This is a genomic window from Bifidobacterium catulorum, assembly GCF_003129925.1.
GTDB classification, from domain to species: domain Bacteria; phylum Actinomycetota; class Actinomycetes; order Actinomycetales; family Bifidobacteriaceae; genus Galliscardovia; species Galliscardovia catulorum.
This window is the reverse complement of the sequence record NZ_QFFN01000012.1, coordinates 37,276-60,031: the sequence shown is the minus strand read 5'-3', so window position 1 is coordinate 60,031 and position 22,756 is coordinate 37,276. Positions and strand designations below refer to the sequence as shown.

22 protein-coding genes are annotated in these 22,756 nt (G+C 65.9%); 9 read left to right on the top strand and 13 right to left on the bottom strand.

Annotation, left to right across the window (positions count from 1 at the left end; translation table 11 throughout):
- Positions 1–45: 45 nt before the first annotated feature.
- The 6 genes from DF200_RS05770 to pafA all read left to right on the top strand — a co-directional run bounded on the left by DF200_RS05770 (position 46) and on the right by pafA (position 6,564).
- A complete protein-coding gene (locus DF200_RS05770; protein WP_241520149.1) occupies positions 46–729 on the top strand; it encodes a DedA family protein in 684 nt (227 codons plus the stop codon).
- The gene (gene arc, locus DF200_RS05765) at positions 722–2,323 is read left to right on the top strand and encodes a proteasome ATPase (RefSeq protein ID WP_109137332.1); all 1,602 of its coding nucleotides are present in this window, start codon (positions 722–724) and stop codon (positions 2,321–2,323) included. Before DF200_RS05770 ends, arc begins: the two co-directional genes overlap by 8 nt.
- Positions 2,320–3,882 carry a depupylase/deamidase Dop gene (gene dop / locus DF200_RS05760; RefSeq protein WP_109137331.1) on the top strand — a complete coding sequence of 521 codons (1,563 nt, stop codon included), beginning with the start codon at positions 2,320–2,322 and terminating at the stop codon, positions 3,880–3,882. Before arc ends, dop begins: the two co-directional genes overlap by 4 nt.
- 71 nt (positions 3,883–3,953) lie before the next feature.
- Positions 3,954–4,784 (top strand): inositol monophosphatase family protein, encoded by an 831-nt coding sequence (locus DF200_RS05755; protein WP_109137330.1) that lies wholly within the window; start codon positions 3,954–3,956, stop codon positions 4,782–4,784.
- A 124-nt stretch (positions 4,785–4,908) separates the two neighbouring features.
- Positions 4,909–5,100 (top strand): ubiquitin-like protein Pup, encoded by a 192-nt coding sequence (locus DF200_RS05750; RefSeq protein ID WP_109137329.1) that lies wholly within the window; start codon positions 4,909–4,911, stop codon positions 5,098–5,100.
- Positions 5,101–6,564: a Pup--protein ligase gene (gene pafA, locus DF200_RS05745; protein WP_109137328.1), complete on the top strand. Its 1,464-nt coding sequence runs from the start codon at positions 5,101–5,103 to the stop codon at positions 6,562–6,564.
- Positions 6,565–6,736: 172 nt separating this feature from the next.
- Here pafA and DF200_RS05740 read toward each other — a convergent pair whose 3' ends face one another.
- The 12 genes from DF200_RS05740 to DF200_RS05685 form a co-directional block, all read right to left on the bottom strand.
- On the bottom strand, positions 6,737–7,018 hold the full coding sequence (locus DF200_RS05740) for an HU family DNA-binding protein (protein ID WP_093959424.1): 282 nt from the start codon (positions 7,016–7,018) through the stop codon (positions 6,737–6,739).
- Between the two features lie 172 nt (positions 7,019–7,190).
- Positions 7,191–9,701 carry a lysylphosphatidylglycerol synthase transmembrane domain-containing protein gene (locus DF200_RS05735; RefSeq protein ID WP_241520148.1) on the bottom strand — a complete coding sequence of 837 codons (2,511 nt, stop codon included), beginning with the start codon at positions 9,699–9,701 and terminating at the stop codon, positions 7,191–7,193.
- Complete coding sequence (gene purB / locus DF200_RS05730) at positions 9,701–11,131, bottom strand: adenylosuccinate lyase (RefSeq protein ID WP_109137327.1); 1,431 nt, start codon at positions 11,129–11,131, stop codon at positions 9,701–9,703. The genes DF200_RS05735 and purB overlap by 1 nt, the downstream gene beginning before the upstream one ends.
- 27 nt (positions 11,132–11,158) lie before the next feature.
- Positions 11,159–12,658 carry an esterase/lipase family protein gene (locus DF200_RS05725; RefSeq protein WP_109137326.1) on the bottom strand — a complete coding sequence of 500 codons (1,500 nt, stop codon included), beginning with the start codon at positions 12,656–12,658 and terminating at the stop codon, positions 11,159–11,161.
- Positions 12,655–13,020 (bottom strand): hypothetical protein, encoded by a 366-nt coding sequence (locus tag DF200_RS05720; RefSeq protein ID WP_109137325.1) that lies wholly within the window; start codon positions 13,018–13,020, stop codon positions 12,655–12,657. Before DF200_RS05720 ends, DF200_RS05725 begins: the two co-directional genes overlap by 4 nt.
- 123 nt (positions 13,021–13,143) lie before the next feature.
- Positions 13,144–13,710: a DUF6466 family protein gene (locus DF200_RS05715; RefSeq protein WP_109137324.1), complete on the bottom strand. Its 567-nt coding sequence runs from the start codon at positions 13,708–13,710 to the stop codon at positions 13,144–13,146.
- Complete coding sequence (locus tag DF200_RS05710) at positions 13,707–14,723, bottom strand: vWA domain-containing protein (RefSeq protein WP_109137323.1); 1,017 nt, start codon at positions 14,721–14,723, stop codon at positions 13,707–13,709. The genes DF200_RS05715 and DF200_RS05710 overlap by 4 nt, the downstream gene beginning before the upstream one ends.
- Positions 14,720–15,826: a vWA domain-containing protein gene (locus DF200_RS05705; protein WP_109137322.1), complete on the bottom strand. Its 1,107-nt coding sequence runs from the start codon at positions 15,824–15,826 to the stop codon at positions 14,720–14,722. The genes DF200_RS05710 and DF200_RS05705 overlap by 4 nt, the downstream gene beginning before the upstream one ends.
- Positions 15,823–16,344 (bottom strand): hypothetical protein, encoded by a 522-nt coding sequence (locus tag DF200_RS05700; RefSeq protein WP_146192023.1) that lies wholly within the window; start codon positions 16,342–16,344, stop codon positions 15,823–15,825. The genes DF200_RS05705 and DF200_RS05700 overlap by 4 nt, the downstream gene beginning before the upstream one ends.
- The gene (locus tag DF200_RS05695) at positions 16,341–17,288 is read right to left on the bottom strand and encodes a DUF58 domain-containing protein (protein ID WP_109137320.1); all 948 of its coding nucleotides are present in this window, start codon (positions 17,286–17,288) and stop codon (positions 16,341–16,343) included. The genes DF200_RS05700 and DF200_RS05695 overlap by 4 nt, the downstream gene beginning before the upstream one ends.
- Positions 17,285–18,349 (bottom strand): AAA family ATPase, encoded by a 1,065-nt coding sequence (locus tag DF200_RS05690; RefSeq protein ID WP_109137319.1) that lies wholly within the window; start codon positions 18,347–18,349, stop codon positions 17,285–17,287. Before DF200_RS05690 ends, DF200_RS05695 begins: the two co-directional genes overlap by 4 nt.
- A gap of 74 nt (positions 18,350–18,423) precedes the next feature.
- Positions 18,424–19,125 carry a uracil-DNA glycosylase gene (locus tag DF200_RS05685; protein ID WP_170112485.1) on the bottom strand — a complete coding sequence of 234 codons (702 nt, stop codon included), beginning with the start codon at positions 19,123–19,125 and terminating at the stop codon, positions 18,424–18,426.
- A gap of 120 nt (positions 19,126–19,245) precedes the next feature.
- Here DF200_RS05685 and DF200_RS05680 point away from each other — a divergent pair, with 120 nt between their 5' ends.
- The 3 genes from DF200_RS05680 (at position 19,246) to groL (ending at position 22,209) form a co-directional block, all read left to right on the top strand.
- Positions 19,246–19,908 carry a LytR C-terminal domain-containing protein gene (locus DF200_RS05680; protein ID WP_109137317.1) on the top strand — a complete coding sequence of 221 codons (663 nt, stop codon included), beginning with the start codon at positions 19,246–19,248 and terminating at the stop codon, positions 19,906–19,908.
- A gap of 220 nt (positions 19,909–20,128) precedes the next feature.
- On the top strand, positions 20,129–20,332 hold the full coding sequence (locus DF200_RS05675; protein ID WP_109137316.1) for a cold-shock protein: 204 nt from the start codon (positions 20,129–20,131) through the stop codon (positions 20,330–20,332).
- 260 nt (positions 20,333–20,592) lie between these two features.
- Complete coding sequence (groL, locus tag DF200_RS05670) at positions 20,593–22,209, top strand: chaperonin GroEL (RefSeq protein ID WP_109137315.1); 1,617 nt, start codon at positions 20,593–20,595, stop codon at positions 22,207–22,209.
- Positions 22,210–22,447: 238 nt separating this feature from the next.
- Here the strand turns inward: groL and DF200_RS05665 are convergent, their stop codons facing one another.
- Positions 22,448–22,738: a WXG100 family type VII secretion target gene (locus tag DF200_RS05665; protein ID WP_109137314.1), complete on the bottom strand. Its 291-nt coding sequence runs from the start codon at positions 22,736–22,738 to the stop codon at positions 22,448–22,450.
- Between the last annotated feature and the right edge of the window lie 18 nt (positions 22,739–22,756).

Here is a 22,756-nt window from a genome sequence, read left to right as displayed (position 1 = left end):
AAGGACTAGGATTTCGCGCTCACCCCAAGTGAGGCACCACTCCGGATTACGCGCTCACTTTCAAATGAGGCACCTCGCCCATCCGCGCAGCCCGGTCTCATCGGGGCCATGACCGACTGGCTGGTGGGTCTCATGGGCACATTGGGAGGAGTCGGCGTGGGCGCCGCCATCGCTTTGGAATCCGTATTCCCGCCGATCCCCAGCGAAATCATCCTCCCACTGGCCGGATTCACCGCGTCGACGGGCCGGCTGTCCCTGATGGAGTCCATCATCTGGGCGACGATAGGCTCCCTCGTCGGCGCATGGACGCTGTATGGCGTCTCGCGATGCATCGGCATCGACAGGCTGATGGCCGTCGCGGACCATATACCCGGAGTGAGTCGCGAGGACATCGGGAAGGCCGACCGGTGGTTCTCCCGGTTCGGCGCCTGGTCGGTGCTCATAGGCCGAGTGATTCCCGTCGTGCGTTCGCTGATATCCATTCCCGCGGGATTCAACGCCATGAACTTCGGACGGTTCACCGGATGGACGCTGCTCGGATCGGCGGTGTGGAACACCGTGCTCATCGGCGCGGGCCATGCGCTGGGGGAGAACTGGTGCTCGATGCTCGGCGTGCTCGGCGCGTTCGAGGACGTGGTCATCGCCCTTGCGGTCCTCGTCGTCGTGGCGTTGCTGGGACGTTGGGTGCATAATCTGATAAGGACTCGAAAAGGCGGCGACAATGACTGACGAAGCACCGAATGTGGACGGCGAACCGGAGGAGGGGCGGTGGCGCAGGCGCTACGAACAGCTGAGCGAACACGCCGACGTCCTGCAGGCCAAGAACCATGCGCTGGCGCAGGCGCTCAACCGCGCCGGCCGGGAATTGCGCCAGGCGAAGTCGCAGCTGGTGAATCTCGCACAGCCGCCGGAGAACTTCGCCGTGTTCGTGCGCGTGGACTCCAGCCATGTGGACGACGACGGCGTGCGCCATGCCGCGGCCGAGGTGGTCATGGGATCGCGCCGCATGGTGGTGCCCGTCTCGGACCTGGTGAACGTGGACCGGCTCTCCTGCGGGCAGACCGTGCTGCTCAACGAGAACATGGTGGTCGTCGCCACCCGTGACCTGCCGCTCGGAGGCACCGTGCGCCAGGTGGAGGAGACGCTGCCCGGAGGACGCCTGATGGTCGTGGACCAGAGCGGTCGTGTCGACGTGGCGGTTCGCGCTGGGTCGCTGACGAATACGGAACTCGACCATGGCGACCGCGTGCTGCTCGACGCGTCCGGATCCATCGCGCTGGAGACGCTGCCCAGACGGGATGACGGCGACCTGGTGCTGGAGGAAGTGCCGGACGTGTCGTTCGACGACATCGGCGGCCTCGACGCGCAGATCGACCAGATCCGCGACGCGGTCGAACTGCCGTTCCTGCATCGCGACCTGTTCGAACGCTACGACCTGACCCCGCCGCGCGGCGTGCTGCTCTACGGCCCGCCGGGCAACGGCAAGACGCTCATCGCCAAGGCCGTGGCGAACTCCCTGGCCCGGGGCAGCGGCATCGGATCCGGCGTGTTCCTCTCGGTCAAGGGCCCGGAGATCCTCAGCAAGTTCGTCGGCGAATCCGAACGCATCATCCGCTCCATCTTCGACCGGGCCCGCCGCCGCGCGGCGGACGGCAGTCCCGTCATCGTGTTCATCGACGAGATGGACTCCCTGCTACGCACCCGCGGATCCGGGGTGTCGTCCGACGTGGAGACCACGATCGTGCCGCAGTTCCTCGCCGAACTCGACGGCATAGAGACGCTGCGCAACGTCATGGTCATCGGGGCCTCGAACCGCATCGACATGATAGACCCGGCCGTGCTGCGCCCCGGCCGTCTCGACGTGAAGATCCGCATCGACCGCCCCGACAGGGCGCAGGCCACATCCATCCTGCGCCACTACCTGACCGACGATCTGCCGCTCGCCGACGGCATGGCGGCGGACGACCTCATCGCCGTGACGACCGCCGACATCTTCCGGCGCGACGACGGACGCCGAGTCTGCGACATCGCCGACGACTCCGGCCGATGGGCCGGCGTGTATTTCGCCGACCTCATCTCCGGCGCGATGCTGAAGAACATCGTCGACCGGGCCAAGACCGCCGCCGTCAAGGCGTCCATCACGCAGGGGCGCGAGGCCCGTCTCGACGCCGCGTCACTGGGGGCCGCCATAGGCGAGGAATACCGGGAGTGCGTGGATTCCATCACCGGGGTCAATCCACGGCAGTGGGCCACACTCAACGGCATCGACGTCAATCGCGCCACCGCTGTGGTGCCGGCAACCGACCAAGCGAGGAGATCATGAGCGTTCTGAGACCGATGGGCACGGAAACCGAATACGCCGTCACCGACGAGGGCGATGCACACGCCAATCCCGTGCAGCTGTCGTTCGACGTCGTCGACGGCGCGGCCGACGAGTCCACGCGCCACATCCGATGGGATTACCGTCCCGAGGACCCGGTCAACGATGCGCGGGGATACCGTCTCGAACGGGCGGCTGCCCGTCCGGAGATGCTCACCGACGCCCCGCAGCTGCGTGTGACCAACACCATAGTCCCCAACGGGGGACGCATCTACGTGGACCACGCCCACCCCGAGTATTCGGCGCCCGAGACGCTCGACCCGTTCCAGGCGCTGCGCTACGACAGGGCCGGCGACCTGCTCATGGCCGAGGCCGCGCGCCGCGCAAGCGAGCGCACCGGCCGACGCATCGCCCTGTTCCGCAACAACGTGGACGGCAAGGGCTCCAGCTGGGGGTCGCATGAAAGCTATCAGGTGTCGCGCGCCGTGCCGTTCGACGTTCTCGCCGCGCTGATGACCGTGCACTTCGTCACCCGGCAGCTCTACTGCGGCACCGGGCGCGTGGGGCTCGGCGAGCGCAGCGAGGCGCCTGGATTCCAGCTCAGCCAGCGTGCCGACTACATGCATGCGCGCATCGGATTGCAGACCACGTTCGAACGCCCCATCGTCAATACGAGGGACGAGTCGCACAGCACCGACGACTACCGCCGCCTGCATGTGATCGTGGGCGACGCGAACCGCATGGACGTGCCGGAGGTGCTTCGTCTCGGCACCACCAGCATGGTCGCGTGGCTTGCCGAGAACGCCGACTCTGCCGGCTACGACCTGCAGGCCCTGCTGGAACGGGTCGGTCTCGACGATCCCGTGGCGGCCATCCACACGGTGTCGCACAATCTCGGATTGCGTGCTCCGCTTGCCGCGGCGTCGGGCGGGAACGTCACGGCCTGGCAGATCCAGGTGCTGCTGCGGTCCGCGGTATACGAGGTGGCGGCGGCCGTGCACGGCACCGACATCGACGGCGAACCGCTATGGCCGGACGATCCGACGAAACGCATCATGGCCATGTGGGGCGAGGCCCTGCGCGACGTCATGCAGGTGGCCCATGCCGATGACGATGAACGGCTCGGCATGGCCGGGGCCGCGGGACGGCTTGAATGGCTGCTCAAATGGCAGCTGATGGAGCGTCTGCGTCGCAGACGCGGCATGGAATGGGACGACGCGCGCATCCGCGCCATGGACATCGCATGGGCGTCCCTCGATGGACGGCGTTCGGTGTTCACGGCGGTCGAGTCCCACGCCGTCACGCTGATGTCGCCCGATATGCTTCGGTCGGCGTGCTCCGAGGCGCCGTCCGACACCCGCGCATGGTTCCGTGCGGCACTGATCCGACGGTTCCCCGACGACGTGGTGGCCGCATCATGGAAGAGCATGACCGTGCGGGCCTCGGACGGTTCGCTGCATGACCTGGCCCTCGACGACCCGCGTGGCCATACCGAGGCCGACGTCCGGCGGAAACTGGACGACGCCTCGTCCGTGGACGATCTGCTGTCCATCCGGGAATGAGGGACGCGGTACGACGGCGACCGATTATGGAATGATTATGGAATGAAGGACATCTGCAAGGAGAGTGCCGTATGGAACTGCGTGAACTTGCCGTCGAGGTCGCGAAAGTGGTCGAGGAGGCGGGCAGGCTCGCCTATCAGGATCAGATGAAGCCCCATGACCTCAACATCCGCCATGGCGGTGGACGCCCGGGGACGAGGTACTCGTCGGAGGTGGACGAGCGCCTCATGCGCTACTGCCATGAGCGCATCAACGCCATCGAACCCCATCCCTGCTGGGAGGAGGTGGGCAGCGACCGTAAGCCGGGCGGTCTCTACTGGTGCATCGGGCATATCGACGGCGCCATCAACTACCGACGCAACATGCCGGAATGGACCGTCACCGTCTCCCTGTTCGAAGTGGATGGGGACGGCCGTGACGTCCCCATCCTCGGCATCGTGCATGCGCCCGCCCTCGGTGTGACCTACATGGGGGCACGGGGCAAGGGCGCCATCCGCATCCGCACCAACGAGCTGGGGGAGAAACGCGAGAAGATCATGCCTTCCACCACGGCCACGCTCGCCGACGCCGTGGTGAGCTTCGGCATGTCGTACTTCCCCGAGGAGTCGAAGCGCGCGCTTGAGACGACGTCGGCCATCGCCGGTCTGCCCACCGACATCAAACGCGTGGGCCCGGTCTCCATGGACCTGTGCAAGGTGGCGGACGGCACCTACGACGCCTATTTCGAGCCGTCGCTGCACTCCTGGGACGTGCCGGGCGTCTCGGCCGGGGCCGTCGTGCTGCGCGAGGCGCAGGGACGTCTCGAACGCTGGGACGGCGGCGACATCGCATGGGGAGACAACAACGACATCGTGGCCTCCAACGGTCCCATCATGGACGAACTGCGTCCATATCTGGGATAATGCGTTATCTTGCAAACGGAGCACGGAACCGTCGACGATACGATACGGATCGCGAACACGGCACAGGCCGCGGATCCGATACGGACGAACGAACAACGGACAAACGAACATAAGGAGCGCACAAATGCCACAGGAGCAGATTTCGTCGCAGGAATCCGAGCGGGAGCAGACGGCCGACCAGACCGCCGAACGCAGGGAGGGCGGTTTCTCGCAGCAGGCCTCCAGCCTCGATTCCCTGCTCGACGACATCGAATCCACCTTGGAGACCAACGCCGAGGAATACGTCTCCAGCTTCGTGCAGAAAGGCGGCGAGTGAGTGCCGCAGCTACGCGACAGCCGTGACACGGGACATCGCCGCGCCCATGCCGGCGCGGAACACGCCCATGATTTCGCGCGCATCTTCGGCATCGAGACCGAATACGGCGTGGCGGTGACCGGGGCCACGAAACCCGTGGACCCCGGACAGGTTGCCATGACGATGTTCCGTCCCGTGGTCTCCCGGTCACGTTCCACGAACACGTATCTGGTGAACGGCTCACGGCTGTACCTCGACGTAGGCAGCCATCCCGAATACGCCACCGCCGAAGCGATACGCCCCATGGACGCGCTGGCCCAGGACCTCGCAGGGGAACACGTGATGCGACGGCTCGCCGGCGAGGCGCAGCAGCGGCTGCGCGAGGAGCACGGCGGGCACGCCCGCATCCACCTGTTCAAGAACAACGTGGATTCCGCCGGCCACTCCTTCGGATGCCACGAGAACTACCTGCTGCGCAGACAGGTGCCGCTCAGCGCCATAGAGCACGAGCTCGTGCCGTTCCTCGTCACCCGCCAGCTGTTCACCGGCGCCGGACGGTTCACCGCGGATCCGGGCATCCCGGACGGATTCGAGATCTCCCAACGCGCCGAGTTCCTCGACGACGCGGTCTCCAGCTCCACCACGCGGTCCCGTCCCATGGTCAACACGCGAGACGAACCGCACGCCGACTCCGACCTGTTCCGTCGCCTGCATGTGATCGTCGGGGATTCCAACCGCTCCCAGACCGCCACCTGGATGAAGATGGCGACCACGCATCTGGTGCTGTGCGTCATCGAGGAGGCCTGGCTGAACGGCGGCGTCAGCGCGTTCGCCGCGATGGCGCTCGCCGACCCCGGGCGGGCCATCCGGGACGTCAGCCGCGACCGCACCGGCAAGACCCACATCATGCTGGCCGACGGCACGACGGCAAGTACTCTCGACGTGCAGCGACGCTATCATGACCTCGTCTCCGCGTTCATCGACCGTCATGCGGACGACATGGACGTCATCCTGCCTGATTGCGACCGGGTGATGACGTTATGGCGTCAGGCGCTCGACGCCGTGGAATCAGGACGATGGCGGGACCTCGCCCCCTGGGTGGACTGGGCGGCCAAGCTCCGGCTCATCGAGGGCATGCGACGTCGCGAACCCACGATACCGGACGCACGCATCCGGCAGATCGACCTCGACTATCACGACATCGTCAACGGCACGGTCTTCGACCGGCTGCAGACTGCCGGACTCATGGAAACCCTGCTCTCCGAGGAGAGCATCGCCATGGCCGTGGACACGCCTCCCGCCGACACCCGCGCCGCGCTGCGTGGCCGGTTCGTCCGTGCGGCGCTCGCCACCGATGCACGATGGACCTGCGACTGGACCCACGTGACGCTGAACGGGCCGGCGCATGTGGAGGCGGAACTGCTCGATCCATTCGATCCGACGCCGACGACGGCCTATACGACGGTCATCGACGCCCTGCGATGACGACCGCCCATGATTCGTGGGGATGCCTGACGTTGGATATTCCGGCGCCTCCCATACGGCGTCCATCGCATGGGAGCGCTGCGAAGATGGCATGAAAAAGGGCGTTGCGCACATCATGATGAATGCGTGCAACGCCCTTTCTACAAGTCTTTCTCGCCTGTGGCGACCGGTCTTACTCGGCGACGGCTTTCTTCAGCAGGGAACCGGCGGACAGCTTCACACCGTAGCCGGCCGGAATCTTGATGGTCTCGCCCGTGCGCGGATTGCGACCGGTGCGAGCGGCGCGCTTGACGCGCTCGGCGGAGAAGACGCCCGTGAGCTTCAGGCCTTCGCCGGACTTCAGGGACTCGACGAGCACTTCCTGGAAGGCGTTCACAGCGGCCTCGGACTGGGCCTTGGTCAGGTTGGACTTCTGAGCAATCTTGGACACCAGGTCAGACTTGTTGTATGCCATAATGCACATTTCCTTCTATCAGTGGATTATCCCTCTTGAATCGGGAAAACCCTTGGAACACAACCGATTGTAACGTATCCGACGAGCATTTGAGACATTCTCGGGTCAAAAAGACGACGCTTTTTCGTTCCGGTGAAGATTCTGTGCGAGACAGGCGGAAAACGGCGGAAAATCACAGTAATTCCCGCGAATTCATCCACTTCATCGCCGTCGCGCCGACCGGAATGCGGAGCCAGTATGTCAGCAGACGGAACAGCATGGTCGACGACAACGCCACCGCGGACGGCACCCCGAAGGAGGTGAAGCCCAGCGTCAACGCCGCCTCGATGGCACCGAGCCCGCCGGGCGTCGGCACCACGGAGGCGACCGTGTTGGTCAGCACGTAGATGAATATCGTCTCCAACGGATTCGTCGGATATCCGAACGCCATCAGCGACGCCCAGAACGCCATGCCCAGCATGGACGTCTGCATCAGCCAGCCCAGGGTGGCGATGAGCAGCTTGCGCGGCTGTGTCAGCAGATCCGCCAGCTGGCGGGCGTATGACAGCACCAGGGGAAGCGCCTTGTCGAGTATGAGGCGTCTCGTGACGGGGACGACCATGATCAGCGAGATCAACGCGGCAACGAGGCCGATCACCGTGACCAGCGTGTTCGTCGGAATCATGCCGGACAGGGAATTGCGGCCGGTGAAGACGCCGATGACCAGCAGCAGCGACGTGATGGCCAGCGCCTGGACCACGATGATCGCGCTGGTGATGGCCGTCGCCATGGAATTGCGGTAGCCGCTTTTGCGTAGATACTGCAGCATGACGAACGCCGGACCCACGCCGGCCGGCATGGAGATCGTGGTGAAGCCCGACGCGGCCTGTACGGCGAGAATGCCGGAGGGATGGCAGCGGTCGCGGTCCACATACACATACAGGGCGATGGCCGACCCCACCCACGAAAGAAGGCCGAACAGGTATCCGAGCGCGGCCATCCAGGGATTCGCATGCGAGACGGCGGAGATGACCTCATGCATGTTGAGCTGGGTGAACACCACCACGACGGCGACGATGAGCAGGGCGATCATGATGACCGACCGGGCGTTGAACCGCGAAAGCGTGACCGGCGGCAGTGGATCGGCCTCGTCGGCCGGGGCGAGCGCGCCCAGATGGTCGCGAAGCTCGCGCAAGGTCTGGCGGGACCAGAAGTCGTCGGCCTTCGTGTCCTGCGGAACGGCCACGTTCTGTACGAACGGCACCAGAGAGACGAGGACGTCCACACCCCAGCATCGGCGGGCGCAGTCGACGACCCGTCCGATGCCGACACGGCAGCTGAGCGCCGAGAGCAGCTGGATGCGGTCGATGGCCACGTTGGCCGCCGAGCTGGCGTCGTCGCCGTTCTGCCAGCCGGCGAGCACCAGGCGGCCGGTTCCGGAACGGGCGATCGATGCGGGCGTGATGTTGCGGTGCGTGATGCCGCGTGCGTTCGCCCGGCCGAGATACGTCATGACGTCGACGAGGTCGTCGTCGCTCACGTCGTCCCAGTCGACGGGGGAACAGGACCGCTCCGCGTCGAATACCACAATCGAGGATTCACCGCTTTCGGCGCGGCCGTAGATGGCCGGCGTCTCCAACCCGATGTTGCGCAGCGCCAGCAACAGGTCGACATGATGGTGCGTGGTCTCGCTCATCGAACGGTCGGTGCGCAGGTCAACGCCGCCGGCCATGCGCAGCCACTGCCACAATTGGGAGAGATATCCCACGGTGCGGGTCTGCTCGTCGCGCACCGATACGATATAGCCGGTGCCGTCGCGCGACACGGCCTCGTAGATGCGGGAGAGCGGAGCCAGGTCGTCGACGAGCGCCGGCTGCTTGGCGCCCGCCGGGCCATGGATGCCGTCCATGCGCGTAAGCGACGCCACGTCGAGGCCGATGGACGACAACGACTGCACGATCTGCATGCCCCAGGCGCCCTTGTTCTGCGTGCCCATGGCGAACCTGACCAGCAGGCCGATGAGACGGCCGGCGGCCATGGCCACCACGATGCCCGCGATCGGGTCGATGGAGATCACCACCAGCAGGATGGCCAGCGATATGATGCTGTTCCATCCCCATTTGACGGTGCCGCGAAGCCGGTGGGGGCCCGCCGAGGTGAGGAACGCGGCGAGACCGGCGAACAGGTCGGGCAGCAGGGGCCCGTGGCCCAGGACCCCGGTGGAGTCCAACGCCGCGGCCAGACGGTCGGGGCCGATCGTGGAGATGACGAAGCTGAGAGCGCCGGCAAGCCCATATCCGAGGAACATGGAGACGATGGAGACGATGGCCTGCACCCATTCGCGGGCGACCAGCAGCTGGATGAGCACCGAGACCACCACCAGCACGGTGACGATCTGCTGCAGCAGGGAGAGCGGAAGCTCCACAAGCCAGCCGACGGCGGTCCCGGCATGATGCACGTCGGATTCCACCCCGCTGGATATGCCGGTGAGATATACGCTGGCGAGCATCACCAGCACGGCGAGGGCGAGGGCGCCCGCGGCCCCCACCAGATCGGAGAAGTCGTGGACGCGAGTAGGGGGAGCGTCGCAAACGGAGACGTCGCCCTCCGGGGCGGCCATGGAAGTGCTGCCGGGAAGGGCGACGTCTCCGTTTGCGGGTCCACGGGCGCCGTCGGCGCGCGCATTGCCGTCCTGGATGGGCATCAGTCGAAGTCGACGAGCCTGTCGGCGATGCCGGTGTAGGTGGATGGGGTCAGCGAGCTCAGACGCTTCGCGGTCTCCTCGTCGAAGTCGAGCGTGGCGATGAAGTTCTCCACATCGTCCTTGGAGATGGAGTGGCCCCGCATGAGTTCCTTGACCTTCTCATACGGCTTGTCCATGCCTTCACGGCCTTCGAGGGCGGCGGCGCGCATGGCGGTCTGGATGGGCTCGCCAAGCACCTCCCAGTTTTCGTCGAGCTCGCGTTCGATGACGGCATCGTTCGGGTGGATGGAGTTCAGGCCGCCCAGCAGGTTGTTCAGCGCGAGCAGTGAGTATCCCAGACCCACGCCCACGTTGCGCTGTGTGGTGGAGTCGGTCAGGTCGCGCTGCCAGCGGCTCTCCACCAGCGTGGCGGCGAGGGTCTCCAGCAGCGAGCAGGAGATCTCGAAGTTCGCCTCGGCGTTCTCGAAGCGGATCGGGTTCACCTTGTGCGGCATGGTGGACGATCCGGTGGCGCCCTTGACCGGCACCTGGGCGAACACGCCGCGGGAGATGTACATCCACACGTCCACGCACAGGTTGTGCAGTATGCGGTTCACATGGCTGATCGTGGAGTAGAGCTCGGCCTGCCAGTCGTGGCTTTCGATCTGCGTGGTCAGCGGGTTCCACGTCAGGCCCATGCGGTTGGTGACGAACTCGCGGGAGACTGCGACCCAGTCCACGTCCGGGTAGGCGGCCAGATGCGCGCCGAACGTGCCGGTCGCGCCGTTGATCTTGCCCAGATACTCCTGGGCGGCGATCTTCCTCATCTGGCGACGCAGACGGTACACGTACACCGCCAGCTCCTTGCCCAGCGTGGTGGGCGTGGCCGGCTGGCCGTGGGTCAGGCTCAGCATGGGCTTGTCGCGGAACCGCTCGGCCTTGTCGGCGAGGTGGTCCACGATGCTTTCGGCGGCCGGGGTCCACACGTTTTCGACGGCCTGCTTGATGCACAGCGCATAGGAGAGGTTGTTGATGTCCTCGGACGTGCATGCGAAATGCACCAGCTGCTTGATGTGCGGCAGCTGCGTGTCGGGGCCGAGCGTCTCAGGCGCCTTGTCGAGCTGGTCGTCGATGTAGTATTCCACGGCCTTCACATCATGGTGGGTCACGGCCTCGTGCTCGGCCATGCGGGCGATGCCCTCGGCGCCGAAGTCCTCGGGGATGGCACGCAGATACGCGATCTCGGCATCGGTGAACGGCGTGACGCCGCCGACGATGGGGCCGTCGCCCATGCCGTTGGCCAGCAGGATCATCCACTCGACCTCCACGTGCAGGCGTTCGCGGTTGAGCGCCGGCTCGCTCATGTACTCGGTGAGTTCGGCGGTCTGCCGATGGTAGCGCCCATCCAGCGGGCTCAGTGCGATTGCGGGGGAGATGTCAGTCAACTTCATGCACAACACAATACGTGAAGCCGTACCCTATCTGGAAATGCGCCCCCTCCAGTAGGTGGTCTCCTCAAGCCGCCCGCCGACGACCTCACGGAAGTGCCGGTCATGGCCCTGCTGCGCGGTCGATCCGAGTTCCTCTGCGTCCTTCCACGCCGCCTTCATGTAGTTCATGTCGTGGGTGAGGAACTTGTGGTCGTCGGTGTTCTCCACGGCGGTGCCGGCTTCCGAGCCCATGGGCTGGCTGACGCCGCGCACCGTCAGCCATGTGGGGGCCACGGGGTTCCGCGACCCGTCGAGGTTCGAGACCAGCTCGTCGTTCATCTCGATGCTCGTCACCCACGTCTTCTTCCGGTCGATCGGATGGTTGGCGATGGGGGAGCCGGCGGTGACGATGTGCTGGATGTTGTATCGGTCCCCGTAGTCCGATGCCATGGTCGCCGCCACGATGCCGCCCTGCGAATGGCCCACCATCGCGACGGGGTCGTCCGGCTGTATGCCGGCCTGGCGCATGGCCTCATCCACCATGCGTGCGCTGTCCGCCGCCCGGCGTCGTTCCGCGTCGGAGCTCATGAGCTCCACGTTGGTCGGCCAGCTGAACGGGGAGTCGGCGTTGCCGTCGGTGCCCGGTATGGTGACCATCCAGGCGGTGGAGCCGTCCTCACGCAGATATTTCTGGATGGCGATGGAACCGTAGTCGACGTTGTTGAGACGCATATCGTGCACGTTCCGCAGGGAATCCGATATGCTGCGCGTGTCGCCGATGCCGCGGCCCGGGCTGATGCGGGTGACGGTGAGATCGTCCCCGAAGACCAGATTGTTCAACGGCGCCGTGAACTTCGCGATCTCCTCGGCGGCCTCGTTGACCTCATCCGTATCGACCGTGCCCTGGATGATGGCCCTGTAGTCGGTGCCCTTGGTCATGGCGGTGCCCAACGCCGCGAGCAGCCCCTCCTGGGCCCACCAGGTGTCGGTGAGCGCGTACATCGGGTTGAATCGTCCCTCCGAGACGGATCCCTCCACCACTTCGAATGCCGTATAGGCGGCGAACAGTCCTCCCGCGTGGGCGGGGGCCGACAACGCCCCGGCCTGCAGGGCCTCGCCCATCAGACGCTCCGCGGCCCATTCCGCGTTGGAATACAGCGAGTATGCACGGACGAGGTGGTCCGCGAGCAGGGAGAGCTTCTCCCGTAGGGCGTTCGTCTGGGTGCCACGCTCGTTGGCGTGGCGGTTCACCGCGGGATAGTTCAGCGACATGTGCACGACGGTCCCTCCGTCGGGGTTGCCGGCGACGCATGAGCCGTCGTCCATGACGTCCCCGGCGGTGGCCGAGCCGTTCAGCTTCGGGCAGAACGGCGCCTTCCGCTTCTTGTCCGCCAGCTGGATGGGTGTCGCGCCCCAGTCCGCATGCAGGTGCCAGACCGCGATGGAGGCGTTGTTCAGTGCGCCGGCCACGGTGCGGAACCGTGCGAGGTCGGCTTTGGTGGTCGTTCCCTGTCCGCCGTATATGCGGGATTTCACATGCGCGTTCATGCCAGCGCCTCCGCGCTGTCGATGAACCGTGCCGTGTCATGCGCTCCCCGGTCCAATGCGTCGGCGAGCGTCATCGCCTCCTTGACGGTCTGGTGGAAACGCTCGCCGGCCTTGCCTTCCCAGGTGACGGAGCCGGCCGTCCTCAGGGCGTCGACGGCGTCCTGGACGATGCCGACCGTGGAGGCGGCCAATGCTCGTACATGGTCCTGTGAGTCCCTGCATACGTCGGCGCACGGGCAGGGCGCGGTGCCGTTGGCCTGTTCCACGGCCCGCGCCAGCGGACTGTCGGTCGTTCTCTTCCGGAACGGCGAGGACGGGGTCTGCCCGAACGGGGACTGCGGTGCGGTGTTGAATTGCGTCATGCTGCGATTCAACCACGATATGGCGTGGCGCCCGCGGCCCTCGGGACGATGTGGACGGATGGACCACCCCCGGCGGTCGGGGGGGGCCGGGCCGGGCCCAACCCACCGCCGCCCGACGACGGGTCACCATGGCTTCGGACTGGTGTTCTCGTCCCCCTCCGTGGTGGTCTTCGATGTATCGGGCACGTTCTTCATCTCGACCTTCTTGTTCTGTTCGAGCATCCGGTTGATCTTCTCGGCTTCGGAGGAGTTCGACGACCCGCCGCCCTGCGACCCGCCCTCGGCGGCGTTCGCATCGGAGGCCGATGTGTCGCCCGACGACGTCCGTTTGGCGAGGTCCGCGTCGATCTGCCGGCTCAGACGCGCCGATTCGGCGGCATTGGCCGCTATGGTGGAACGGACGGACGGCAGTTGCAGCACTCCGAGGGCCTGCGCGTCGCGGAACTGCGCGTCGGTCTGCCGCTGTGCGGTTTTCAGTGCATCGAGGTCGGGGGAGTCCTTGGCATAGGCGTCGATGGATGCGTTGAGGCTGCCCACGGCCGCGTTGTTGGCCGAGAGCGCATTCCAGTTGACGCCGCCCACGATGGCTGCGACCGCCATCATGATGGCCGCAGCCATCATGACGCCGCGCACCGGCCGGGAAGCGCGGACGGTGCCGTCGGCATGTGGGGCGTGTGACGATCGGCTCATATCAGCCTCCTTGACGTTCGTGCCCAGCTGACCGCCTCCCATGCGAGCAGCGCCACGAGCAGCACGGCGAACGGCCAGACGATCGGGACGCTGTGCTCCCGCTGTTTGTATGTGCTCGCCAGACGGTATTGCGTGGATGTCCCCCGCGCATCCCCCGCACCGATGGTGCGGGCGGCGTCCACATGCACGTAGGCGCCGCTCATCTCGTCGGCGATGTCCTTGAGGTTCTTCTCGTCCATCATGGAGATGCCGGGCTGTTTGGTGGTCGGGTCGGTGATGAACCGTTTGACGTCCACCGTCCCGTCGTTGCCCACCTGGGGGATTTTGCCGCCGTCGGCCGATCCGACGCCCACGACGAGCCCGTCATCCGCGTAGGCGCGCAGCGAGGAGAACGTGCGTCGTATCTTGCGGCTGGTCTGCTCCCCGTCGGAGATGTAGACGACGACGATGCGGTCGTCGGGATGCCGGGCGCGCGTCGCCTTCATGGCGGGCAGCAACGGGTCGATGGCCTTGTCGAGGTTCGATCCCGACGACGATCCGGTGGGCTCCGGTCTCAGGGTCTCGGCCCAGTTGCCGATGGCGCGTGCGTCCGGCGTCAGCGGCACGTCCAGCGTGCCGGACGCCCCGAACCTGATGGCCGCGAAGCTTGCGTCCGGATAGGCCTTGGTGATGTCGGCCACCGCCTTCTGCGCGGCCGTGAGACGCATGACGGCGTCCTTGGAGCCGTAATGCGCGTCGGAGACGGCCATCGAACCGGTGACGTCCACGGCGATGAACACGTCGGTGGCGTTCACCGCCTGCGTCGTCGTCACGTGCACGGTGCTCGGGGCGAACATCATGACGGCCAGGACGACGGAGGCGAGGATTCTGCGTATATGGTCCGCCATGGTGGCATCCGAATGCGTCGCCCGGCGCGATCGGACCGTCAGGCCGACGGTCACGGCCATGACGGCGAAGGCCACGGCCGACGAGCCGGCCCATCCGAGAATGGGGGAGAAGGTAAGTCCGTTCATCGTCTCAGCCTTTCCGTCACGACCACGAAGCCGAGGAACAGCGCCACGGCCGCGGGCACCCAATAGCGGGGCGCGTCCACGAGGTTCGATTGGGTCTTGCGTTCGTTGTCCTTGCTGCGTTGCCCGTCGATGGTCCTCACCAGCGCCGTCACCGAGGAGCCGCCTCCCTGCGTGAGGAATATGCCGCCATGCGATTCGATCTGCCGCTTCATGTCGGTCGTCGTGGCGTCGCCGTCCGATTCGACCGGTCCCGAGAACAGGCCGTCCACGACGATCGAGGAGCCCGACGTCAGGTCCAACGCCTTGGACAGGGTGTATGTCGGCTTGCCGGACAGCACGTTGTCGGTGGCCAGCACGATCGACGCATCCCGGTTCGTCGTGTCCGTCGCTCCGGTCGGGGCGGATGCCGCGTCGGAGTCGTCGGCGGAGAACTCCGGCAGCATGGACGCGCAGCTGATCAGGCCGTCGCCGATGAGCGACGTGACGTCCTTGCGGTTCTGCGTGCCTTCCAGCCAATCGGAGACCTGCTGGTATTGTTTGTCGCTCATCTTGTCGATGCTGTCCTGATCGACGACGTCCTTGAGGATGTCGTTCGCGTAGGTGAGCTGCTCCCTGACCAGGTCATAGTCGTCGGTCAGCGGGAACACGGTGCGGGACGTCGAATTGAAGATGCTCAATCCGATGCGTTCGCCCTGGAAATGCCCGACCAGGTCGAGATACGTGGCGATGACCTCGCGGTCGTACGGCAACGTGGAGCCGGAGACGTCCAGACACAGGATGATGTCTCGGGTCGACGCCTCGCTCGATTCGGCGTCGATGCGCGATGGGCGCGCCATCAGGATGACGGAGACCAGCGTCAGGCACGTCAGCAGCGCCACCGCCGTGCGGTTGAGCCGCTTCCACCGACGCCACTGGTCGCTGACGTATTCGGTCTCCAGATCGTGGTCGAGGTTCCATACCGGGGCGTCGTCCCCATCCACCGCATCGCGGCCTCCTCCCGAGGGGCGTGATGCATACCAGCGCAGCGCAGGCAGCGCCAGTGCGACGACGACCACGCCGACCACAAGCACCCATGGCCAGCGGAACGTATTCCAAATCGTCATCGTGCACGCCACCTTTCCACAAGATTCGACACCCAGCCCGCGGCCTCGTCGACCGTGGGCCTTGCCGGACCGGCATGGACGGCCGGTTCCGCGAACTCCGGCGGATACAGGGCGCGGATGGTCTGACGGAGCAGGTCGACGCCCCTGCCGCCGCCGCGGGAGCGCGGAAGACGATCAAGCTCCGCAAGCGTATGGTTCGTCACGTCGCGGCCGAGGCGGTCGGATGCGAACCGGCGCGCCAGGGCCGCCAGCTCGGCGAAGGCGTCGTCCTCGTCGAGCTGGCCCTCATGGAACCGTGATCGGATGTCGTCGATGGCGTCCAGCCATTCGCCCCTGCCCGCCTGTGGTCGGTGGGCGCCCTGTCGGATCTGCCGCCGTTGCCGCGGACGACCCAGCAGCACCGACGCAAGACACAGCGCCACCGCCGCCGCAAGCAGGGCGAACGTCGCGAACGCATATGGGCCGGTTTCGGATGGTGCCACGGCGGTGAACCGTCCATCCGCCATCGTCCACATCATGACATCCCTCCCACGGCGCGCATCGACGGCTGTCGGAATCCCCCACGGGCCAGGACGGAGGACACCAGCCTGACGAATTCGTTGAACATCGCCTCGCTTGAGCCGGCATGGATCATGGTCGTGCCGACGCCGGCCAGTTCATGCTCCGCGGCCGTCGCCTCGAACCGGCGATGCACCTCCACGCTCGATTCCACCCTCTTCGTGCGCAGGAACGCCGGAATCCGCCTTCCACTGTGGGCGTCGATGATGCGGGCGAACCGATCGGCCGAGGAGAAGGGGTTGGCGACGGCGACGTTGATGGTGATTACCGGATGCGTCTGGGCGAGCGTCCGCAGCGCGCGCGCACGCTCGCGGGTCCAGACGGTCTCGTCCGTGGCCAGCACGATGAGCGAGCGTCGGTTGCGGATCCTGCCCGCATAGTCGATCAGCGCGTCGAAGTCGCGGGGATGGGCGAGGTCGCGGCGCAGCAGGCCGTCCAGCGCATGTTCGAACTTCGCGAACCCGCCGTTGAACGGCACGCGGGTGATGCTGGCATGGTCCCCAAGGACGATGGACAGGTCGTCGCCACGGCGCAGCGAAAGCATGGCGAACATGCGCAACGCATTGGCCGCCACGTCGATGGCGGGTTCGCCGCTCGGGCACACGCCCGTCATCTCGCGTCCCACGTCGAGCAGCAGCCATACGTTCCCGTTGCTTTCGCGCTCCTTGTCCACGATCATGGGCCGACCGGATCTGGCGCTGGCCTTCCAGTCGATGAGCCGCGCCTCCTCGCCGGGCTCATACGGCCGGATGTCCAGATAGTCGTATCCGGCACCGCGTCTCGACGAGGGGTGCTCACCCTCCAGCACGCCCAGCGCCTTGACGATCGTGGGCAGGCCGAGACGCATCCCCAGGGACTCTATCCTGCGGCGTATCGGATCGACGGGAGTGTCCGTCGCGATCATGGTACGGGAACCGCCTCGATCATCGAATCGATCACCTGATCGGCGTCCACGCCTTCCGCCATGGCCTCGAAGGTCAGCAGGATGCGGTGGCGGAACACCTCGTGCGCGAACGCCTTGACGTCCTCCGGGATCACATAGTCGCGGCCGGACATCAGCGCCTGCGCCTGACCGATGCGCACCAGGGCTATCGAGGCTCGTGGGCTGGCCCCCAGGCGCACCAGGTTCGACAGCCCCTTGATCGGTCGCGGACCGGCACCGCGGCTCGTCTGCGCCAGCTCCACCGCATACTTCATGATCGGCTGGGAGACATGCACCCTCCGGGCGCAGGAACGCAGGAACTCCACGTCCGCGATGCCGATGGCGGCGGGGCTGACCGTGGCGTCCTGCTGGTCGGTGCCGCGGCGGGTGAGCAGGTCGAGCATGGAGATCTCGTCCGTCTCGCTCGGATAGGTCATCACCGTTTTCATATAGAAACGGTCCATCTGCGCCTCGGGGAGGTTGTATGTGCCCTCCTCCTCGATGGGGTTCTGCGTGGCGATCACCATGAACGGGCGCGGCAGCCGGATGCGCTCGCCTCCGATGGTGGCGGCGCCCTCCGCCATGGCCTCAAGCATGGCGGACTGGGTCTTCGCCGAAGATCGGTTGATTTCGTCGAGCAGGACGAAGTTCGCGTGGATCGGACCGATCTGCGTGGTCATCTTCTGCGTGGCGAAGTCGAAGATCTGCGTGCCCACCAGATCGGAGGGCATGAGGTCCGGCGTGCACTGGATGCGTTTGAACGAGCCGGACACCGAAGTGGCGAGGATCTGCGCGGCGGTGGTCTTCGCCAGTCCGGGCACGGATTCGATGAGGATGTGGCCGCCGGCCACCATCGTCGCGATCAGGGATTCGCGCAGCTGGTCCTGTGCGACCAGTCCCTGGGCGAAATGCCGGCGGATGCGGTTGGTCAGGTCGCGTACGCGTTCGAGGTCGTCGCGGGACACCGCGCTGGAGGACGGGGAAACCGCGGGAGCCGGCGTTACGGCCGGCTGCTGCGAGGGTCGGGGTGGGAATAAAGCCATGCCAACCACTGTAACGTGCCGGTTGACTTTTCCCGTATGTTCGCCCTCGGCGGGCCGGGTCCCACGGTCGGAGTTCAGGCTGCGGGGAGCGACCAGTCCACCGGCTGGGCGCCCATCGCCGTCAGCGCCTCGTTCGCACGGGAGAACGGCTTCGATCCGAAGAACCCGTACCGGGCCGAAAGCGGGCTCGGATGAGGGGATTTGATGATCGTCGCGTGGCGCAGCAGCGGTTCGAGCGTCTGGGCCTGGCGTCCCCACAGGATGGCGACCAGCGGTTTCGGGGATCCGTCTGCGTCGGTGCGCGCGTCAAGCGCCGCGATGGCCGCGTCCGTGATCTGCTCCCAGCCCCTGCCCCGATGGCTGGCCGGCTTGCCCACCTGCACGGTCAGGCACCTGTTGAGCAGCATCACGCCCCGCCGCGTCCACGGCGTCAGGTCGCCGTTCGCAGGCCGGGGCACATGCACGTCGTCCATCAGCTCGGTGTAGATGTTGCGCAGGCTTCCCGGCAGGGGGCTGACCTCCGGCGCCACCGAGAAGCTCAGCCCCACGGGATGCCCCGGGGTGGGGTAGGGGTCCTGGCCCACGATGAGCACCTTGATGGAGTCGAACGGTATGGTGAAGGCCCGGAGGATGTTGCGGCTCGCCGGCAGATAGCGTCTCCCCTCGGAGAGTTCGCCTCGCAGGAAGTCCCCCATGGCGTGGACCTGCGGCTCCACGTCCTTCAGCGCCTCGGCCCACCCGGCCTCGACCAGCTCGTCAAGATTTTTGATGGTCATGCGCACCACTGTAAACGCGAAGATGTACGAACATCATGCCTTCCGATGCCTCCCGGGGACGGTAGGGAGCACGATGGGCTACCATGTTTCGTGGTTGAGTACAGCAAGTGAGGAGCCGTCATGTCCGAAAAGCAGCACGCCGCCTACCCGGCAGATGAATTCGACGATCCGCCCCAGGGGCCTGTCGGACTGCATCGCGGACCACGCGGCTTCGGCGCCCGCGCCCTGCCGTACATCGTCGTGCTGCTCGTCGCCGCGTTGATCGCCGGCGGCGTGTACCTGTGGGCCTCGTCCGGTTCCGCCTCGTCTCCGTCCGCCTCGTCGTCCGTCCCGTCCGCGTCGTCGCCGTCGTCGGTCGCGCCGCCCCCCTCTCCATCGTCTTCGGCACCCGCGCGGTCGTCCGCCGCCGCATCCTCGTCCGCGGCCCCGCGGACAAGCGCCGCCACCCCGAGCGAGACGGCCACGCAGTCGTCCACCCCGAGCGAGACGGCCTCCGAGACGGCGGATACGGTGAACCGCTCCGCGTCCATCACCGTGTACAACGGCACACGCCGCAACGGTCTGGCGTCGACGAACGCCAATACACTGCGCAACGCCGGCTACTCCGCCGTAAGCGCCAGGAACGCGGCGAACCGCGCATCCCTGCCGTCGACGAGCACCGTCTGGTACCGTTCCGCCGACGATCTGGGGACCGCGAAGGACGTCGCCGCCCAGCTGGGGATCTCCCAGGTGGTCCAGGTCAACGGCCTCGGCGCGGACGTCGCCGTGGTGCTCATGCAGTGACCGTCCCGCACGGGTGTTTCCGTGAGGGGGAAAACCGGTTGGGAACCGTTCCCGGGGTCCGATTATGGCTGTCGGTATCGTCCCGATTGTTGAATAACGGCGAAGAGGCCTTAGAATGGGTAGCTAGCGTGCGGTGAAGTGCGCGACCGTCGAACTCCATGATGTGCGGTTTTTGTCATGCGTGGGGCGGTGTTTGTACAGCTACTAAAGGGAAGTTGTTATGGCAACGGGTACGGTAAAGTTCTTCAACGCGACCAAGGGGTATGGTTTCATCACTCCCGAGGATGGCGGCGAAGATGTTTTCGTTCATTATTCGGCAATCAACGCTCAAGGGTATCGCACCCTGGATGAGGGGGACAAGGTCGAATATGAATCCGAGAAGGGACCGAAGGGGATGCAGGCCACCAAGGTGACCAAGCTCTAAGGGATTTTCTCCTGTCGGGCTCCGATGCGCGGTGTGGTGTGAGGCGCGTCGGAGCCTTTTTTCATGCCCGTTTCCCTTGGAGTGCACGACTGTTGCGGCATATGCCCACGACGAACATTTGGCACTCTCATGCTTCGAGTGCTAATCTCACAGTTAGCACTCGAAGCGTGAGAGTGATAACGATGGCAGCTGACGGCCTCGTGGGAACGATCCGTGGACGGTGATTACGTAATACAAGCCATTTGGAGGAAATGACAACCATGGCAAAGATCATTGCTTACGACGAGGAAGCACGTCAGGGAATGCTCGCCGGCCTCGACAAGCTGGCCAACACCGTGAAGGTCACGCTTGGTCCGAAGGGCCGCAACGTCGTTCTCGACAAGACCTACGGCGCTCCGACCATCACCAACGACGGCGTCTCCATCGCCAAGGAGATCGAGCTTGAGGATCCGTTCGAGCGCATCGGCGCCGAGCTGGTCAAGGAAGTCGCCAAGAAGACCGACGACGTCGCCGGCGACGGCACCACCACCGCCACGGTGCTCGCCCAGTCCGTCGTGCACGAGGGTCTGAAGAACGTCGTCGCGGGATCCAACCCGATCGCGCTGCGCCGCGGCATCGAGAAGGCCACCGACGCCATCGTCAAGGAGCTGGTCGCCGCCGCCAAGGACGTCGAGACCAAGGACCAGATCGCCGCCACCGCCACGATCTCCGCCGCCGACCCCGAGGTGGGCGAGAAGATCGCCGAGGCCCTGGACAAGGTCGGTCAGGACGGCGTCGTGACCGTCGAGGACAACAACCGCTTCGGCCTCGACCTCGAATTCACCGAGGGCATGCGCTTCGACAAGGGCTACATCGCCCCGTACTTCGTCACCAACGCCGACGACCAGACCGCCGTTCTGGAGAACCCGTACATCCTGCTTACTTCCGGCAAGGTGTCCAGCCAGCAGGACGTCATCCACATCGCCGACCTCGTCATGAAGTCCGGCAAGCCGCTGCTGATCATCGCCGAGGACGTTGACGGCGAGGCCCTGCCGACCCTGATCCTCAACAAGATTCGCGGCACCTTCAACTCCTGCGCCGTCAAGGCCCCGGGCTTCGGCGACCGCCGTAAGGCCATGCTGCAGGATATGGCCATCCTCACCGGCGCCCAGGTCGTCTCCGAGGAGCTGGGCCTCAAGCTCGACTCCATCGACGCCACCGTCCTCGGCTCCGCGGCCAAGGTCATCGTCTCCAAGGACGAGACCACCATCGTCTCCGGCGCCGGCTCCAAGGAGGACGTGGCCGCCCGCGTCGCCCAGATCCGTGCAGAGATCGAGGCCACCGACTCCGACTACGATCGCGAGAAGCTGCAGGAGCGCCTCGCCAAGCTCGCCGGCGGCGTCGCCGTCATCAAGGTCGGTGCAGCCACCGAGGTCGAGGCCAAGGAGCGCAAGCACCGCATCGAGGACGCCGTGCGCAACGCCAAGGCCGCCATCGAGGAAGGCCTGCTGCCCGGCGGTGGTGTGGCCCTCATCCAGGCCGCTGCCAAGGCCCAGGGCGACGTCAAGCTCGAAGGCGACGAGGCCACCGGTGCCGCCATCGTCTTCCGCGCCGTCGAAGCCCCGATCAAGCAGATCGCCGAGAACTCCGGCCTGTCCGGCGACGTGGTGATCGACAAGGTCCGTTCGCTGCCCGACGGCGAAGGCCTGAACGCCGCCACCAACACCTACGAGGACCTGCTGGCCGCCGGCGTCGCCGACCCGGTCAAGGTGACGCGTTCCGCTCTGCAGAACGCCGCCTCCATCGCCGGCCTGTTCCTCACCACCGAGGCCGTCGTGGCCAACAAGCCGGAACCGCCGGCTCCGGCCGCCCCGCAGGGCGCCGACATGGGTTACTGACGGCAGTGTCTACTGACGGCAGTGTCTACTGACGATACCTGCTGCTATCGGTCATCCCCGATGTGAGGTCTCGCGCCGGCTATACCGGCAGGCCATGACCGCGGGTGATTTCCGATTATGGCCGACCTCGGTCAACACGACGGGTCCCGACCCAAATGGGTCGGGACCCTTTTCCGTCCATATGGTTGTTTCATATGGCTGTTTCCTGTCTTCTCCGAATCCGTTCCGACCGGAATGGTCAGCCGGCGAAGAGACGCGACGCCTGCGCCTCGGCATCGGAATAGACGACCGACGCCTGCGCCAACGCGTTCTGGATGGATTCCAGCGACGCCTCCATCTGCTGCTGCGCGGCGCGCCATTGCGCGGCGACCGACGTGAACTGCGCCGAAGCACTGCCCTTCCATACGCTTTGCAGTTGATTGAGGTTGGCGTACATGCCGTTGACGGCCTCGCGTATCTGGCTCACCGACGCCGATACGGCGGCGCTGGACGATTGGATCTGTTCCGAATCGACTTGGTACTGGGGCATGGCGGTTTCCTTTCGCTT

Excerpts from the sequence above, each read along its gene's own strand:
- DF200_RS05705 (WP_109137322.1), bottom strand. The coding sequence starts at position 15,826 with ATGACGATTTGGAATACGTTCCGCTGGCCATGGGTGCTTGTGGTCGGC.
- dop (WP_109137331.1), top strand. The coding sequence starts at position 2,320 with ATGAGCGTTCTGAGACCGATGGGCACGGAAACCGAATACGCCGTCACC.
- DF200_RS05715 (WP_109137324.1), bottom strand. The coding sequence starts at position 13,710 with ATGAGCCGATCGTCACACGCCCCACATGCCGACGGCACCGTCCGCGCT.
- groL (WP_109137315.1), top strand. The coding sequence starts at position 20,593 with ATGGCAAAGATCATTGCTTACGACGAGGAAGCACGTCAGGGAATGCTC.
- DF200_RS05725 (WP_109137326.1), bottom strand. The coding sequence starts at position 12,658 with ATGAACGCGCATGTGAAATCCCGCATATACGGCGGACAGGGAACGACC.
- DF200_RS05700 (WP_146192023.1), bottom strand. The coding sequence starts at position 16,344 with ATGATGTGGACGATGGCGGATGGACGGTTCACCGCCGTGGCACCATCC.
- arc (WP_109137332.1), top strand. The coding sequence starts at position 722 with ATGACTGACGAAGCACCGAATGTGGACGGCGAACCGGAGGAGGGGCGG.
- DF200_RS05675 (WP_109137316.1), top strand. The coding sequence starts at position 20,129 with ATGGCAACGGGTACGGTAAAGTTCTTCAACGCGACCAAGGGGTATGGT.
- DF200_RS05750 (WP_109137329.1), top strand. The coding sequence starts at position 4,909 with ATGCCACAGGAGCAGATTTCGTCGCAGGAATCCGAGCGGGAGCAGACG.
- DF200_RS05690 (WP_109137319.1), bottom strand. The coding sequence starts at position 18,349 with ATGGCTTTATTCCCACCCCGACCCTCGCAGCAGCCGGCCGTAACGCCG.
- DF200_RS05740 (WP_093959424.1), bottom strand. The coding sequence starts at position 7,018 with ATGGCATACAACAAGTCTGACCTGGTGTCCAAGATTGCTCAGAAGTCC.
- DF200_RS05720 (WP_109137325.1), bottom strand. The coding sequence starts at position 13,020 with ATGACGCAATTCAACACCGCACCGCAGTCCCCGTTCGGGCAGACCCCG.
- purB (WP_109137327.1), bottom strand. The coding sequence starts at position 11,131 with ATGAAGTTGACTGACATCTCCCCCGCAATCGCACTGAGCCCGCTGGAT.
- DF200_RS05755 (WP_109137330.1), top strand. The coding sequence starts at position 3,954 with ATGGAACTGCGTGAACTTGCCGTCGAGGTCGCGAAAGTGGTCGAGGAG.
- DF200_RS05710 (WP_109137323.1), bottom strand. The coding sequence starts at position 14,723 with ATGAACGGACTTACCTTCTCCCCCATTCTCGGATGGGCCGGCTCGTCG.
- DF200_RS05680 (WP_109137317.1), top strand. The coding sequence starts at position 19,246 with ATGTCCGAAAAGCAGCACGCCGCCTACCCGGCAGATGAATTCGACGAT.
- DF200_RS05685 (WP_170112485.1), bottom strand. The coding sequence starts at position 19,125 with ATGACCATCAAAAATCTTGACGAGCTGGTCGAGGCCGGGTGGGCCGAG.
- DF200_RS05735 (WP_241520148.1), bottom strand. The coding sequence starts at position 9,701 with ATGCCCATCCAGGACGGCAATGCGCGCGCCGACGGCGCCCGTGGACCC.
- DF200_RS05695 (WP_109137320.1), bottom strand. The coding sequence starts at position 17,288 with ATGATCGCGACGGACACTCCCGTCGATCCGATACGCCGCAGGATAGAG.
- DF200_RS05665 (WP_109137314.1), bottom strand. The coding sequence starts at position 22,738 with ATGCCCCAGTACCAAGTCGATTCGGAACAGATCCAATCGTCCAGCGCC.